11 protein-coding genes and 2 pseudogenes are annotated in these 15,826 nt (G+C 66.0%); 8 read left to right on the top strand and 5 right to left on the bottom strand.

The window, feature by feature from the left end; genetic code table 11:
* Positions 1-71 precede the first annotated feature (71 nt).
* From mnmC to PSTAB_RS13185, 3 genes and pseudogenes are all read right to left on the bottom strand, one after another.
* A complete protein-coding gene (gene mnmC / locus PSTAB_RS13195) occupies positions 72-2,054 on the bottom strand; it encodes a bifunctional tRNA (5-methylaminomethyl-2-thiouridine)(34)-methyltransferase MnmC2/FAD-dependent 5-carboxymethylaminomethyl-2-thiouridine(34) oxidoreductase MnmC1 (RefSeq protein ID WP_013983290.1) in 1,983 nt (660 codons plus the stop codon).
* Between the two features lie 66 nt (positions 2,055-2,120).
* A pseudogene (locus PSTAB_RS13190) lies at positions 2,121-4,873 on the bottom strand (response regulator).
* Between the two features lie 96 nt (positions 4,874-4,969).
* Entirely contained in the window at positions 4,970-5,596 is a 627-nt protein-coding gene (locus tag PSTAB_RS13185) for a trimeric intracellular cation channel family protein (protein ID WP_013983289.1), read from the bottom strand.
* A gap of 137 nt (positions 5,597-5,733) precedes the next feature.
* On the opposite strand from PSTAB_RS13185, the gene PSTAB_RS13180 reads away from it, so the two are divergent.
* The 7 genes and pseudogenes from PSTAB_RS13180 (at position 5,734) to PSTAB_RS21745 (ending at position 13,300) form a co-directional block, all read left to right on the top strand.
* Positions 5,734-6,627: an HTH-type transcriptional regulator ArgP gene (locus tag PSTAB_RS13180; protein ID WP_011913779.1), complete on the top strand. Its 894-nt coding sequence runs from the start codon at positions 5,734-5,736 to the stop codon at positions 6,625-6,627.
* A 103-nt stretch (positions 6,628-6,730) separates the two neighbouring features.
* A complete protein-coding gene (gene cysM, locus PSTAB_RS13175) occupies positions 6,731-7,633 on the top strand; it encodes a cysteine synthase CysM (RefSeq protein WP_013983288.1) in 903 nt (300 codons plus the stop codon).
* A 42-nt stretch (positions 7,634-7,675) separates the two neighbouring features.
* Positions 7,676-9,028, top strand: a complete 1,353-nt coding sequence (rlmD, locus tag PSTAB_RS13170) for a 23S rRNA (uracil(1939)-C(5))-methyltransferase RlmD (RefSeq protein ID WP_013983287.1) — start codon at positions 7,676-7,678, stop codon at positions 9,026-9,028.
* 105 nt (positions 9,029-9,133) lie between these two features.
* A pseudogene (relA, locus tag PSTAB_RS13165) lies at positions 9,134-11,377 on the top strand (GTP diphosphokinase).
* A gap of 168 nt (positions 11,378-11,545) precedes the next feature.
* Complete coding sequence (mazG, locus tag PSTAB_RS13160) at positions 11,546-12,376, top strand: nucleoside triphosphate pyrophosphohydrolase (RefSeq protein ID WP_013983285.1); 831 nt, start codon at positions 11,546-11,548, stop codon at positions 12,374-12,376.
* Between the two features lie 114 nt (positions 12,377-12,490).
* Entirely contained in the window at positions 12,491-13,030 is a 540-nt protein-coding gene (locus tag PSTAB_RS13155; protein WP_013983284.1) for a DUF2058 domain-containing protein, read from the top strand.
* Between the two features lie 108 nt (positions 13,031-13,138).
* Positions 13,139-13,300: a hypothetical protein gene (locus PSTAB_RS21745; protein ID WP_162470521.1), complete on the top strand. Its 162-nt coding sequence runs from the start codon at positions 13,139-13,141 to the stop codon at positions 13,298-13,300.
* A gap of 61 nt (positions 13,301-13,361) precedes the next feature.
* On the opposite strand, the gene PSTAB_RS13150 is transcribed toward PSTAB_RS21745, so the two are convergent.
* Positions 13,362-14,696: an erythromycin esterase family protein gene (locus PSTAB_RS13150; RefSeq protein ID WP_013983282.1), complete on the bottom strand. Its 1,335-nt coding sequence runs from the start codon at positions 14,694-14,696 to the stop codon at positions 13,362-13,364.
* A gap of 202 nt (positions 14,697-14,898) precedes the next feature.
* On the opposite strand from PSTAB_RS13150, the gene PSTAB_RS13145 reads away from it, so the two are divergent.
* On the top strand, positions 14,899-15,132 hold the full coding sequence (locus tag PSTAB_RS13145; protein WP_011913772.1) for a hypothetical protein: 234 nt from the start codon (positions 14,899-14,901) through the stop codon (positions 15,130-15,132).
* Here the strand turns inward: PSTAB_RS13145 and pdeM are convergent.
* On the bottom strand, positions 15,110-15,799 hold the full coding sequence (pdeM, locus tag PSTAB_RS13140) for a ligase-associated DNA damage response endonuclease PdeM (protein ID WP_013983281.1): 690 nt from the start codon (positions 15,797-15,799) through the stop codon (positions 15,110-15,112). The genes PSTAB_RS13145 and pdeM overlap by 23 nt on opposite strands.
* Positions 15,800-15,826 lie beyond the last annotated feature (27 nt).

Below are 15,826 nucleotides of genomic sequence, written 5' to 3'. Positions count from 1 at the left end.
GGAGTATCTTTCGGCGCGCGCCTCGATGCAAGCCGTCACCGGCAGGGTGACGGCTTGCGCTGTCTGCTCGTTCAGGTGCCGCGAATCAGCTTGCGTAGCAGGAAGCGGTTGGGATGGCAGGCTTCTGCCACTTCCCGTGGCAATGGTAGCGGCTCGTCATCCAGCCAGGCCGCAAGCAGCTCGCCGGAGAGCGGCGCGCTGATCATGCCGCGCGAGCCGTGGGCGGTGTTCACATAGAGGCCGTCCAGCCAGGGGCAGACGGCCTGCACGGACTGCCGGGCGTTCCTGGCCAGCGCCGCGTAGGTTTCGGCGAAGCGCTGCGGGTCGGCCAGCGGCCCGATCAGCGGCAGGTAGTCCGGGCTGGTGCACCGGAACGCGACGCGGCCCTGCAGGGCTTCGGTGCGCTGCGGATCGGCCTGCAGGCGTTGGTAGAGGTCAGTCGAGATCTGCTCGAGCATCTCCAGGTTCGCCTGGTGCTCGGCGACACTGGGGGCGTCGCCGCTCTGCTGGAAATTGAAGCTCGCGCCCAGGGTATGGGTGCCGTCTCGTGGCGGTGCAACGTAGCCCTTGGCGCACAGCACGGTGCGCAACTGGCTGCTGCGGCTCGTGGCGGGGAGGGCAGAAATCTGCCCGCGGATGCGTTTAAGCGGTAGCCAGGCGCTCTGCTCGAAGCGCGCCGCATCGGCTGCGCCAGCGAGCACCACGACCGGTGCCTCGGCCAGCACGCCCTCACCGCCGAGCACCTGCCAGGCCTCACCGTGGCGGCGCAGATCGAGGGCCTCCCGATGCCGCAGCAGCTCGATACCCGGTCGCTGCAGCAGCCAGCGGCACAGCGCGGGTGGATGGGCCCAGCCGGCATCGGGATAGAACAAGCCACCTTCGGTCAGGGCCACGCCGGCCAGTGCTTCGGCGGCGTCGCGTTCGAGCGGATGAACCAGTGAGGGCGGAAAAGCCTCCGCCAGCTCAGCCTGGCGTTGGCGTTCCTTGTCGTCGTAGATCAGCTGCAGCACACCACAGGCTTGCCAGTCCTGGCCCTGCTGCAGGTGGCCGAGCAGTCGGCGGGTATAGCTGAAGCCACCGACCACCAGCTTCGACAGCGCGGTGCCGTGAGCCGACAGCTTGAGGTAGAGCACCCCCTGCGGATTGCCGGAGCCCTCCTGCGCGGCGTCGGCATGGCGCTCCAGAACGCTGACCCGCCAGCCACGGGCGGCCAGCGCGGCAGCCGTGGCGCAACCGGCCAGGCCGGCGCCGATCACCACGGCACGGCGGTCGCGGACGGTACGGCCTGGCCGGGCGAACCAGGGCTTGTCTGCCACCTGCGCAGTGCTCGATTGCAGGCGACCGCGCAGGATCTCGCGCTTGTGGCCGTATCCCGGCACACGCTGCATGTCGAAGCCAGCCTCGCTCAGACCGCGACGCACGAAACCGGCGCTGGTAAAGGTGCCCAGAGTGGCGCCCGGTGCGGATAGCCGGGCCATTTCACTGAACAGTGCCGGTTGCCACATCTGCGGATTCTTCGCCGGCGCGAAGCCGTCGAGAAACCATGCATCGATGCGTGCGTCCAGGCTGGGCAGACATTCCAGCACGTCGCCGATTAGCAGGGTCAGCACCACTCGCCCGCCAGCGAAGACCAGGCGCTGATAGCCCGGATTGAGCGCGACGTATTGTTCGAGCAGTTGCTCGGCCTGGGCCTGCAGCTCCGGCCACAGGGCCAGCGCGCGCTGCATGTCGGCGAAGGTTAGCGGGTGCTTTTCGACGCTTACGAAATGCAGCCGCGCCCGGGCACTGGCGCTGCGTTCGAACAGTTGCCAGGCGCAGAGGAAATTCAGCCCTGTGCCGAAGCCGGTTTCACCGATGACCAGACACTCGTCGGGCTGCATGGCGGCGAAGCGGCGGGGCAGATCGTTCTGCGCCAGGAATACGTGCTCGGTCTCGGCCAGCCCGCTGGCGCGGGAGAAATACACATCGCCATAGTGGCGGGACTGCGGCAGGCCGTTCTCGTCCCAGTCGAGCTCGGCGTGCTGGAAGGCGTCTTGGGCGGGGTGATCGTTCATCATGGTTCCTGATCGGTCAGGGGCGGCGCGAAAGGAGGAGGGCCGGGCAATGCCCGGCCCGGTCGGTCAGCCGTTGGCGTGGATTTCCTGCTCCAGCCGGCCGATGGCAGCGTCGAGTTCATCCAGCGCCGCCTCGCTGTCCGGATGGTTCTGCTTGAGCAACGTTTCGCTCTGCTGACAGGCGTTGCGCAGCTGCGGGACCCCGCAATAGCGCGTCGCGCCATGCAGGCGGTGCACGCGCTCGATCAGAGCCTGGCGGTCACCGGCCAGTCGCGCCTCGCGGATCGTGCGGCGATCGCCTTCCAGCGACTGCAGCAGCATGCCGAGCATGTCGTCTGCGAGGTCTGCCTTGCCCGCGGCCAGGCGCAGGCCTTCCTCCTGATCGAGCACCTTGAGGCTCTGCTCCGCTGTTGGCGATGCCTCGGCGATGCGCTGCGGCTGACTGCGCAGGGCCAAGCCGGTCCACTTGAGCACGACCTGCGCCAGCTGGCGATCGCTGATGGGCTTGGTCAGGTAGTCGTCGAGGCCGCTCTGCAGCAGCGAGCGCTTCTCGTTGGCCAGGGCATGGGCGGTCAACGCGACGATCGGCAGCGGCGTGCTGCTGCTGGCCTGCTCCCATTGGCGAATGGCTTCGGTGGTCTGGCGACCGTCCATGCCCGGCATCTGCACGTCCATCAATACCAGATCGAAGCTGTGTTGCTTGACCGCCTCCAGCGCGGCAGGGCCGTTGTCCACCGCCACCACGTCGGCACCCATGTCGCCGAGCAGGGTCTTGACCAGCAGGAGGTTGGCCGGATTGTCGTCGACGCAGAGCACCCGGGCGGCGCGGCTGGGCGCGGCAGCGGCGGGCTCGGCGTAGGCCTGGTTGGGCCGCACCAGCTCCACCAGCACGCGCTGCAGCTTGCGTGTGCAGGCTTGCCCTGCAGCTGGGTGTAGCTGTGCGCTTCGGGCAGCGCATCGTGATAGCTGGCCTGTTCGGTAGTCGGGCAGAGCACCACGCATTTGCAGCCGAGCGCCTCGATCTCCGCCAGTCGGCGGCTGAGCGCCTGTGGCTCGATCTCGCGGTTGGTAACACCGAGCACGGCCAGATCGATCAGTTCACTGCTCTGGCGGCGTGCGCTGATGGTGCTCTGCATCTGGTCGAGCGTGTCGAAGGTCTGCACCTCGAGGCCTAGGCTGTGCAGCTGGTGCTGCAGGGCCTGACGAGCCAGCGGGTGCTGCTCCAGCAGGGCGATGCGGCGTCCCTGGAGGGCGGGGTGGGGCAGGTCTTCGGCATCATCGCGGGCCTTGGGCAGGCTGAGGCTGATCCAGAACTCGGAGCCCTCGTCCGGGATGCTGTCGACACCGATCTCGCCACCCATCTGCTCGATCAGCCGCTTGGAGATGACCAGGCCGAGGCCGGTGCCGCCGGGCTGGCGCGACATGGAGTTGTCCGCCTGGCTGAAGGCCTGGAACAGCGCGCGCAGGTCCTGATCGGTCAGGCCGATGCCGGTGTCCTGCACGCTGATGCGCAGCTGGGCGCGCTCGCCATTGTCGTCCTCGACCATGGCGCGCACGGCGATGGTGCCTTCGTTGGTGAACTTGATGGCGTTGCTGATCAGGTTGGTCAGCACCTGCTTGAGGCGCAGCGGGTCGCCGACCAGCGACAGCGGCGTGTCGCGATAGACCAGGCTGACCAGCTCCAGCTGCTTGGTATGTGCCGCCGGTGCGAGGATGGTCAGGGTGTCCTCGATCAGGTCGCGCAGGTTGAACGGAATGGTATCCAGCACCAGCTTGCCGGCCTCGATCTTGGAGAAGTCGAGAATCTCGTTGATGATCCCGAGCAGGCTGTCGGCGGATTTCTCGATGGTGCCCAGGTAATCCTGCTGGCGCGGCGTCAGGTCGCTCTTCTGCAGCAGCTGGGTGAAGCCGAGGATGCCATTGAGAGGGGTGCGAATCTCGTGGCTCATGTTGGCCAGGAACTCGGACTTGATACGGCTGGCCTCCAGCGCCTCCTTGCGTGCCAGGTCCAGCTCGATGTTCTGGATCTCGATGGTTTCGAGATTCTGCTGCACGTCCTCGGTGGCCTGGTCGATGCTCTGCTGCAGTTCTTCGCGGGCGCTGAGCAGCGCCTCGGCCATGCGGTTGATGCCGGACGCCAGCTCATCCATTTCATGGCTGCCCAACGGCGGCAGGCGGGTTTCCAGATGGCCGTCCTTGAGCTGGGCGACCGCGGCCTTGACGCGCTGCAGCGGCAGGCTGATGGCGCGGCTCATGCGCAGCGCGAGCAGCGCGGTGATGATCAGCCCCGCGCCGACCAGGAACAGGCTGGTCAGCAGGCTGCGATAGCCGCGCAGCAGGGTGTTGTGGTGTGACAGTTCCAGCTCCAGCCAGCCGATGAGCTTTTCTTCCGGCCCGCGGGCTTCGTCGGCGAGGTTGAGGTGACGGCTGAGCACCGGCATCAGGATGCGCGTATGGTCCATGCTGCTGACGCGGGTCAGCCCTTCCGGATCGCCCGGTGGTGGCGGGGTCAGCATGCGCGGCCCGGCATGCACCCGCTGCACGCGCTCGGGGTCGAGGATGGTCACTGCGCGAACGTCGGCCTGGTCCAGCACCTGGGTCAGGATGCGCTGCAGGCGTTTGTCGTAGCCCAGGTTCATCGCCGGGGCGGCCAGCGGCGCGAGCTGCTCGGCAATCAGTTGGCCACGCTCGTCGAGCTGGTGGCGCATTTCCGACAATTGCATCCAGGTGAAGTAGGCGCCGAGTACCACTGCCAGCAGGGTGCTGGGCAGCAGCGTGAGCATCAGCACGCGGCCACGAATTCCTAGGTCTTTCAGCACATCCATTCACCGATCCGGGATTGCGAGCGCGCTAGTGTAGCGGCTCGGACGTGGCGAATCTGCTGGTGCGATCAAGCCCGGTCGCCGCACCTTCGATCATTCAAGGCCGCGGATGTCCTTGCCGTTGAAGTCCGGCAGCTTCCAGCTGAACGTCATCGCCAGCACGCGGAACAGGAAGCCACTGCCCAGCGCGGCGAGGGTGGCCAGGGTGGTGTTGATTTCCAGCCAGAGCATGCCGACATAGAACACTCCGGTGAACAGCGCCACGGTGGCATACAGCTCGCGTTGCAGCACCATCGGCACCTGGTTGCAGAGCACGTCGCGCATCAGGCCGCCGAAGATGCCGGTGATCACGCCGGCCAGTACCACGATGGACGGATGCGCGCCCATGCCCATGGCGACATCGCAGCCGATCACGGTGAATGCCACCAGGCCCAGACCGTCCACCAGCAGGAAGACCATGCGCAGGTGATGCAGGTGGCGCGCGATGAAGCCGGTGACGATCGCCGCGCCGATGGTGAAGGTGAGGTACTCCGGGTGGGCGATCCAGCCGACCGGGTAGTGGCCGAGCAGTACGTCGCGGGCCGTCCCGCCACCCAGTGCCGTCACCGTGCCGAGCAGGCAGATGCCGAACAGGTCCATGCCGCGGCGCATGCCCATGATGGCTCCGGACATGGCTTCAGCCGTGATGGCGATCAGGTAGATGGTGTGCAGCAGTTCCACGACGACTCTCCGAGGCTACGCTGCCCGCGGTTGGGGCGGGGCAGCTCGATGCGCGCGATTATGGGGCAAGCATGGCATTATTTGTCGTAGCTAAGTATTTTTAGGCCATACAAACATTTTCTTATCTGGCGGACGGCATGAATCTCGACCCAAAGCAGACCGAGGCGTTTCGCAGCGTTATCCGTACCGGCAGCTTCGAGCAGGCAGCGCAGCGCCTGCACCTGACCCCGCCGGCCATCTCGCAGCGGGTTCGCGCGCTGGAGAGCGCGCTCGGCAGCGCGCTGGTCGTGCGCAGCCGGCCATGTCGGCCCACCGAAACTGGGCAGCGTCTGCTGCAGTACCTCAAACGTGCCTCGTTGCTGGAAGCCGACCTGCTGGCCGATCTGGCCGAACGCAGCGATGCCCCGCTGGTGGTGGTCGCGGCGCTCAATGCCGACAGCCTGGGTACCTGGTTCTTCCCGGCCCTCGCCGAGGTGCTGATCCGCGAGCGGGTGCTGCTGGACCTGACGGTGGAGGACCAGGATCACACATACAGCCTGCTGGAGACCGGCCTGGCGATCGGCTGCATCAGCACCGAGCCCAAACCGATGCGCGGCTGCAGCGCCAGCCCGCTGGGCAGCATGCGCTACCGCCTGGTGGCCTCCAGCGAGTTTCGCCAGAAGCACTTCGCCAACGGGCTGACCCGCAACGCCGCGCGCAAGGCGCCGGTGGTGGCCTACACGCGCAAGGACACCCTGCAGTCGTCGTTCCTGCTGCGTCGCTTCGGCCTGCCCGAAGGTGCCTATCCCTGTCATTACGTACCGGGTGCCGAGCCCCACTTCAGCGCGATCCGCTACGGCCTGGGCTACGGCATGGTTCCCGAACTGTTGCTGCATGAGGCGCTACGCGCTGGCGAGGTGGTCGATCTGGCCGCCGACGAACCGCTGGAGATCGCGCTCTACTGGCATACCTGGAAGGTGCAATCGCCGCGAATGGAACATCTGTCGCGGCAGATCATCGAGGCGGCGCCGAAGATCCTGGCGCGACCCTGAGCGGGTTCGTCTGTTGCGGGCGCGACGCCGCGTGGCCGATACGTCTGCCCGTCGTCGAGTGTTGCCGGTATCATGTCGACCTTCTCAGATGCCGTGCGACGCCATGACTACACACTATCCGACCATTGCCGACTGCATCGGCAACACCCCGCTGGTTCGCCTGCAGCGGATGCCGGGTAAGACCAGCAACACCATCCTGGTCAAGCTCGAGGGCAACAACCCGGCCGGCTCGGTCAAGGACCGCCCGGCACTGTCGATGATCAACCGGGCGGAGCTGCGCGGTGATATCCAGCCGGGCGATACGCTGATCGAGGCGACCTCCGGCAACACCGGTATCGCCCTGGCCATGGCGGCCGCGATCAAGGGCTATCGGATGATCCTGATCATGCCGGACAACTCCAGCGCCGAGCGCAAGGCGGCGATGACCGCCTATGGCGCCGAGCTGATCCTGGTGACAAAGGAGCAGGGCATGGAAGGCGCCCGCGACCTGGCGCTGCAGATGCAGGCCGAGGGACGCGGCAAGGTGCTCGATCAGTTCGCCAACGGCGACAACCCGGAAGCCCACTACAGCAGCACCGGCCCGGAGATCTGGCAGCAGACCGCTGGCAGCATCACCCATTTCGTCAGCTCGATGGGCACCACCGGCACCATCATGGGCGTGTCCCGCTACCTCAAGGAGCAGAATCCGGCGGTGCAGATCGTGGGCTTGCAGCCGATGGAAGGCGCGGCGATCCCCGGCATCCGCCGTTGGCCCCAGGAATACCTGCCGAAGATCTTTCAGGCCGAGCGGGTCGATCGCGTCGTCGACATGTCCCAGGACGAGGCTGAGCAGACCATGCGCCGCTTGGCGCGCGAGGAGGGCATCTTCTGCGGTGTGTCCTCCGGCGGCGCGGTGGCCGCGGCTCTGCGTCTGTCGCAGGAAGTGGAGAATGCGGTGATCGTGGCGATCATCTGCGATCGCGGTGACCGCTATCTGTCGACCGGCGTTTATGACGCTCCCAATTGAACGGCTTGCTGGCCGGCATTCCCATAACCCAGGGGGCCGCTGATGGCCAAACGTAGCGGCGCTCTGCGCTTTCAACCCAGCGGCGGCGAGCGCAAGCCCCAGGTGCCGGTTGGCAAGAAGCAACGGCTGAGCATCGAGCGGCTCGCCCATGACGGCCGTGGCATCGCCTTCGTCGAGGGGCGCACCTGGTTCGTCGAAGGCGCATTGCCTGGTGAAACCGTCGAAGCGCGCGTGTTGAACGCGCGTAGCCAGATCGTCGATGCCCGCTGTGAACGGGTGTTCGAACCCAGTGCGGTGCGCCAGCACGAGCCATGCCCCTTCGCTCGCCGTTGTGGCGGCTGCACCCTGCAGCATGCCGCCATCGACGATCAGCTGGCACTCAAGCAACGCACCCTGGGCGAGCAGCTCGCTCGCCTGGCCGAGCTCGAGCCGGAACGCTGGGCCGAGCCGTTGACCGGTCCGGCTTTCGGCTATCGACGTCGAGCCCGGCTGGCGGTGCGCTGGCACACCAGGGACAAGCGCCTGGAGGTGGGCTTTCGTGCCACGGCCAGCCAGGACATCGTCGCCATCGACCAGTGCCCGGTTCTGGTACAGCCCTTGCAGACGCTGCTGCCGGGGTTGCTCGAGGCCTTGCACGGGCTGACAAAGCAGCAGGCCATCGGCCATGTGGAGCTGTTCAGTGGCACCGCCGAGGCCGTGTTGATCCGCCATACCGCGCCGCTGCCGGAGATCGACCTGGTGCGCCTGCGGGCCTTTGCCCGCGCCCATCAGGCACAGCTCTGGTTGCAGGGCGAGGGCGAGCCGCAAGCCGATGTGCCCGGGCAGGCGCTGGGCTACCGCCTTGAGGCCTGGGACCTGGAGTTGGCCTGGCGGCCGGGAGATTTCGTTCAGGTCAATGCGCCGGTGAATGAGGCGATGGTAGCCCAGGCACTGAGCTGGTTGGGCGCCAGCGCGGGGGAGCGGGTGCTGGACCTGTTCTGCGGGCTGGGCAATTTCAGCCTGCCGCTGGCGCGTCAGGGCGCGCAGGTGCTGGGGGTGGAAGGTGTCGAGGCGATGGTGGCGCGGGCGCAGGACAACGCGCAGCGCAACGGCCTCGAACAGGTGCACTTTTATCGGGCGGACTTGTCGAAGCCGCTTGCCGACGCACCCTGGGCGCGCAGCGGGTTCGATGCCGTGCTACTTGATCCGCCCCGTGACGGTGCGCTGGAAATCGTCCGGCAGATGACGCAGCTCCAGGCGCGCCGCGTGGTCTATGTTTCATGCAATCCGGCCACCCTGGCGCGCGATGCGCGCGAGTTGGCCAGCCAGGGCTTCCGCCTCAAGCGTGCCGGGCTGCTGGACATGTTCCCGCAGACGGCCCACGCCGAGGCCATGGCGTTGTTCGAGCGGGATTGACGCTCGGCGCAGTATTTTTTGACAGGCGACTGGCCTGTGGTTCAACCGACCGGCACGCAGAATGCCGGCGTTCATGGCGCAGATGCTGCGCAGAAGGGAAGGTAGATGGTACAGGTCAGAGCGGTTCAGCCGATCAATACGGACGGCAGCATCAACCTGGATGGCTGGCTCGATCATGTGTTGGGGATGGACCCGGCACTCGACCGTGCGGCGCTGAAGGAGGCCTGCGAGTTCGCCCGCGAAGCGGAACAGCAGGCCAATGCCGCGCAGAACCTCTGGAGCGAAGGCACCTCCAGCTATCAGATCGGCCTGGAGATCGCCGAGATCCTCGCTGACCTCAAACTGGATCAGGACAGCCTGGTCGCTGCGGTCATCTACCGCGGCGTGCGTGAGGGCAAGATTCAGCTGGCCGATGTGCACCAGCGCTTCGGGCCGGTGGTGGCCAAGCTCATCGAAGGTGTGCTGCGCATGGCGGCGATCAGCGCCAGCCTCAACCCGCGCGAATCGCTGGTGCTCGGGTCCCAGGCGCAGGTGGAAAACCTGCGCAAGATGCTGGTGGCCATGGTCGACGACGTCCGCGTCGCGCTGATCAAGTTGGCCGAGCGCACCTGCGCCATCCGCGCGGTGAAGCTGGCCGACGACGAGAAGCGCCAGCGTGTCGCCCGCGAGGTCTTCGACATCTACGCACCGCTGGCCCACCGCCTCGGCATCGGCCACATCAAGTGGGAGCTGGAGGATCTGTCCTTCCGCTACCTCGAGCCCGAGCAGTACAAGCAGATCGCCCAGCTGCTGCACGAGCGTCGCCTCGATCGCGAGCAGTACATCACCAATGTCGTCCAGCAGCTCAAGGACGAACTGACCGCGGCCGGCATCCAGCCGGAAATCGACGGACGCGCCAAGCACATCTATTCCATCTGGCGAAAAATGCAGAAGAAGGGCCTGCAGTTCAGCCAGATCTACGACGTTCGCGCCGTTCGCGTGCTGGTTCCGGAAGTGCGTGACTGCTACACCGCGCTGGGTATCGTGCACACCCTGTGGCGGCACATTCCCAAGGAATTCGACGATTACATCGCCAACCCCAAGGAGAATGGCTATCGCTCGCTGCATACCGCGGTGATCGGCCCCGAGGGCAAGGTGCTGGAGGTGCAGATCCGCACCCACGCCATGCACGAGGAGGCCGAACTGGGGGTCTGCGCGCACTGGCGCTACAAGGGTACCGACGTCAATTCCGGTTCGGACCACTACGAGGAAAAGATCGCCTGGCTGCGTCAGGTGCTCGAATGGCACGAAGAGCTGGGCGACATCGGCGGCCTGGCCGACCAGTTGCGCGTCGACATCGAGCCTGATCGCGTCTATGTGTTCACTCCGGATGGCCATGCCATCGATCTGCCCAAGGGCGCGACACCGCTGGATTTCGCCTACCGGGTGCACACCGAGATTGGCCACAACTGCCGCGGGGCGAAGGTCAACGGCCGCATCGTCCCGCTCAACTACAGCCTGCAGACCGGTGAGCAGGTGGAGATCATCACCAGCAAGCACGGCTCGCCGAGCCGCGACTGGCTGAACCCCAACCTGGGTTACATCACCACGTCACGGTCGCGGGCAAAGATCGTTCACTGGTTCAAGCTGCAGGCGCGCGACCAGAACGTCGCTGCCGGCAAGGCGCTGCTGGAACGCGAGCTGAGCCGCCTGGACCTGCCGCCGGTGGATTTCGACAAGCTGGCCGAGAAGGCCAACCTGAAGAACGCCGAGGACATGTTCGCCGCCCTTGGTGCCGGCGACCTGCGCCTGGCGCATCTGGTCAACATGGCCCAGCAGCTGGTCGAGCCGTAGCGCGGTTACGATCAGCTGGAGCTGATCCCGCGGCGTTCCGCGCCACACAAGCCCGGCAAGCGTGGCGATGTGCAGATCCAGGGCGTCGGCAACCTGCTGACGCAGATGGCTGGCTGCTGCCAGCCGCTGCCGGGCGACCCGATCGTCGGCTACATCACTCAGGGCCGCGGTGTCAGCATCCACCGCCAGGACTGCCCGTCGGTGCTGCAGCTGGCCGGTCGCGAGCCGGAGCGGATCATCCAGGTCAGCTGGGGCCCGGTGCCGGAGAAGACCTATCCGGTCGAGATCATGATCCGCGCGTACGATCGTGCCGGTCTGCTGCGTGATATCTCGCAGATGCTGCTCAATGAACGCATCAACGTGCTGTCGATGAACACCCGTTCGAACAAGGAAGACAGCACCGCACAGATGACGCTGACCATCGAGATCCCGGGGTTGAATGCCTTGGGGCGCCTGCTCAGCCGTATTTCGCAGCTGCCGAATATCATCGAGGCCAAGCGTCAGCGCGCTTCCTGATCATTCCGAACGGCTGCGCTCGATCCGGCGTAGTTGAAGGCCTACCGAAAAATGCGCATTGGCACCAGCCAACTCCGCTTTTTCGGTAGGCGTTCGCCGGGCCGGCTCTTCGCTCGGGGCGCCCGGTGCTGAGCGACCGTCGACAGCCAAGTCTCCTTGAGGAATCCCATGTATCAACTCCCCGACCTGCTGCACCTGATGGCCCGGCTGCGCGATCCGCAGCACGGGTGCCCCTGGGACCTGCAACAGGACTACGCGAGTATCGTCCCACACACGCTGGAGGAGGCCTACGAAGTGGCCGATGCCATCGAAAGTGGCGACTTCGAGCATCTCCCCGGCGAGCTGGGCGATCTGCTGTTCCAGGTCGTCTACTACAGCCAATTGGCCCGGGAGGAGGGGCGCTTCGACTTCGCCACGGTGGTCGATGCCATTACCCGCAAGCTGGTGCGCCGACACCCGCATGTCTTTCCGGATGGTGACCTGTACGGCTCGCCGGAACTTCCGCGGCTCGATGAGGCGGCGATCAAGCGGCGCTGGGAGGAGATCAAGGCCGAGGAGCGCGCCGAGAAAGCCGCCGCGCCCGAGCAGCTGTCTCTTCTCGATGACGTTCCCAGCGCATTGCCGGCGCTCAGTCGCGCGGCGAAGCTGCAGAAGCGCGCCGCCCAGGTGGGCTTCGACTGGCCCGAGGCGCTGCCGGTGGTGGACAAGGTGCGCGAAGAACTGGACGAAGTGCTGGAGGCGATGAGCGAAAACGATCCGCAGGCCATCGCCGAAGAGCTGGGCGACCTGCTGTTCGTGGTGGTCAACCTGGCGCGCCATCTCAAGGTCGATCCGGAAAACGCCCTGCGTGCGGCCAACGGCAAGTTCGAGCGGCGCTTCCGCTTCATCGAACAGGCCTTGCGGGACGCGGGACGACCCATCGAGAATTGCGACCTCGAAGAGCTGGACGCCCTCTGGGGCGAAGCCAAGAAGGCCGAGCGGTCGCCGTCCTGCGGCTGAAGACGGCGCGCAGAGGTGGATGTCGTCTTGCGCATCCACCACAATGCCGCTCGGCGCCGCGAGGATTCGCAGCCACCGCGCCCATTTGAATTCACCCAAAAGACGAGCCGAAACATGAGTCTTTCCCTCCGTGACCAGCTGCTCAAAGCCGGGCTGGTCAACGAAAAGCAGGCCAAGCAGGCCGTCAAGCAGAAGCAGAAGCAGCAGCGCCTGGAGAAAAAGGGGCAGGTCGAGAAGGACGACTCCCAGCGCCAGGCCGCGTTGCAGGCCCAGGCCGAGAAGCTCGCCCGCGACCAGGAGCTCAACCGTCAGCAGCAGGAGAGGGCGGAGCAGAGGGCCCGCGCCGCGCAGATCAAACAGCTGATCGAGACCAGCCGCCTGCCGAAGCTGACCACTGAGGACTACTACAATTTCGTCGACGACAAGAAGGTCAAGCGCCTTTCGGTCAACAAGCTGATGCGTGAAAAGCTGGCCAGTGGCTCGCTGGCGATCGTGCGGCACGGCGGCGGCTACGAGGTCATTCCGCGCGAAGCGGCGCTGAAGATCCAGGAGCGTGACCCGCAGCGCGTGGTGCAGCTCAACATCCGCACCGAAGAACCGGATGCCGACGATCCATACGCCGCCTATCAGGTTCCGGACGACCTGATGTGGTAAGCGCCGCGGGTGGGCGTGGCCTCCGACGGAAGGTGGGATAGAAACGCCTCGCCCGGCCCTCTACTACAGACCTGCCCGCTGCCGCGGGTGCATGCAGTGGAGGACATCATGCCCGCTCAATCGCTTCGTTATACCCCCAATGCTGACAGCCAGTACTGGCGCGCCGCCGGCGTGCCGGGCGATCCGGAGGAGCCGGGAGTGCCGACCCAGCCATCTGAGCCTGGTGAGCCCACCGTGCCGGATCAACCACCACCCGCGCCGGTGGCATAAGCCGGCTGTTAGTCTCTTCATGCATGACTGCGTCGCAGCGCTCCGGTGCCGCGACGCAGGCTTACTCCCCGAACGGGTAGGTATCCGGCACGACGCTCGCGTCGATGTCCTGCGGGCCGATGGGCGTCACCGCCTGCGTCTGCTCCAGCCAGATCAGCGCGTCGAACTGCTCGGCCAGGATGGCGCGAAAGTAATGACTCTGCCGCTCCGTCAGAGGACGGTAGATGACGCCGATCGCACGCTCCAGTCGTGGATGGCTGAGTGCCTCGCGCAGCTTGCCCTGATCATCCCGCCAATCGGTCAGTGATGCCGGCACGCCGGCCCGCAGAAACAGCTGCTCCCAACTGTCGGGCCGCGACGGGATGACCTGCTTGCGCCGCATCGGCTCGTCCCAGTTGTCCGCCGCGGCGACCTCGCCGCGGTCGGTCGCCATGCCGATCAGCACCGCGTCGCGGCCGAAGGCCGTGCGGCAGAGTTCGCCGATATTGAACTCGCCACCCCAGCCCATCGAGGTCGCCGCGGCATTGCCGATGTGCGAGTTGTGCGCCCAGACCACTGCCTTGGCATCCGCGCCGCGATGATCGAGCAGGGCACGCAGCGTATCGAACATGTGCCGGTCGCGCAGATTCCAGGACTCCGTCGAGCCGCGGTACATCGCCCGATAGTAGTGCTCCGCGGCAAGCACCACCCGCGCGTTGCGTTCGGCATTGAAGAAGCGCTCGCCGTCCTGGTCGATGTACGCCAGGCGCTGGGTGAGCAGAGCCTGCAGTTGTTCAATGACGGCGTTTTCGCAGGAAGGCTGGCCGAGCATGACGTTGCGGCCGTAGTCGGCCGGGTCTTCCTGCCAAGGGCTCAGGCAACCATAGCGCCGCCGGGCAGCGGCGGCGGCCGCCGGATCGGTGCGATCCAGATAATCCAGCACTTCGCGCATCGAGCTGCCGAGGCTGTAGACGTCCAGGCCGCGAAACTCGACGCGTTGTTCGGCGGTCAGCGCGGCATTGTGCTCACGCAGCCAGCGCACGAAGCCGTCGACCTCGCGATTGCGCCACATCCAGCTCGGGAAGCGCTTGAAGGCATTTTCGGCCCAGGCGACGGGCTCGCGCTGCCGACAATGGCAGTCGATGCGCGCGGCATCGGGCCAGTCCGCCTCGACCGCGACGATGGAGAACCCGTGCTGTTCGATCAGCCGCCGGGTGATCGCGGCGCGGGCCCGATAGAACTCGGAACTGCCATGGCTGGCCTCACCGATCAGCACGACCCGCGCGTCGGCGTAGCGCTCGAAGGCGTCGGCGAAGCGCGGCTCGTCCAGGGCGGGCAGGGGCTCGGCATGCTGGCGCAGCAGGGCGACCAGCTGATCCTCGGATGGCTCGGATGAATGTGCACGGGAGGCGCTCATGGGGTCGGACTCATTCTTCTCGTCGAACAAGGACACCACGGATGACTGGCCATCCGGAGTGTTGTTCCTCGTCCTGCAATTAAAGCTGCTAACTTTGAGGTGAGGGACCGAACTGCCGACGCCGGATGGGTCTAAAAACTTACAAAAACCAAAATGGGCGTTATTACGTTCACACGGGTTTCTTTAAGGCGAGGGGCATTCCATGACGACCTGGATCATTGCGTACAACAAAGACGGCAACACTTCGATGCTGAAGATCGACTCCGAACACCAGCCGGACATCGACGATGCGGTCGAACTGGTGACGCGCAAGGCGGAAGAGCTCTATCCGGATCAGGAAAGCGAGCACGAGCACGATCCCGATCTCGAGGACACTCCCGCCACACGCCTTGCCGAACGCTACGGCATCACCATCACCGGTATATCCCAGGCCTGACCGGCGCCGAGTGCGCCACCGGCCACACGTCTCCATCCCCCACCACATAGATTCGCCAGCTGTCTTCGGTTGCCACCGTCATCGTGCCGGTGAAGCTGCCGAAGGCTGGCAGCAGGCTGAGTCGTTCGCCGATGCAGAAGCAGGGCAGGCGCAGGCGCTGGCGCCCGCGACCCTGTAGCGGGAAGGCAGGGTGAACGTGGCCCGCCAGCACGTGGTGGCTGGGGTGCGGCTGCGGTTCGTGCTGCAGCGCGTACGGGCCGAGCAGCAGTGGCTCGTTCACTACGTCGATGCCGAGCTGGGCCGGCGGGTCTCCTGCACGGCGGTCGTGGTTGCCGCGCACCAGTGTGATGGCCAGCTGGGGATGGCGCGAGCGCCATTCGGCCAGGCGCGCAAGTGTGGCCGGCGCATGGGATTCGGGTGCGTGCAGGAAGTCGCCGAGAAAGATCAGCTGGCGGCAGCAGTATCGGGCCAGCAGGCCGTCCAGCTGGCGCAGGTTGGCATCGGTGGTGCCATGGGGCACAGGCTGGCCGAGGCGACGATAGGCTGCGGCCTTGCCAAAATGGATGTCGGCCACCAACAGAGCCTGCTGTGCGGGCCAGTAGATCGCCTTTTCCGCCAGCAGCCAGAGTGTGGCGCCGGCCAGTTCGATGGGCTGGTAGGCGTTCATGATCCGTCGGTTCGTCCTGTGGTTCGG

It is taken from the genome of Stutzerimonas stutzeri (assembly GCF_000219605.1).
Taxonomy (GTDB): Bacteria; Pseudomonadota; Gammaproteobacteria; order Pseudomonadales; family Pseudomonadaceae; genus Stutzerimonas; species Stutzerimonas stutzeri.
The sequence above is the reverse complement of the archived record's forward strand: the minus strand, read 5'-3'. Positions and strand labels throughout refer to the sequence as shown.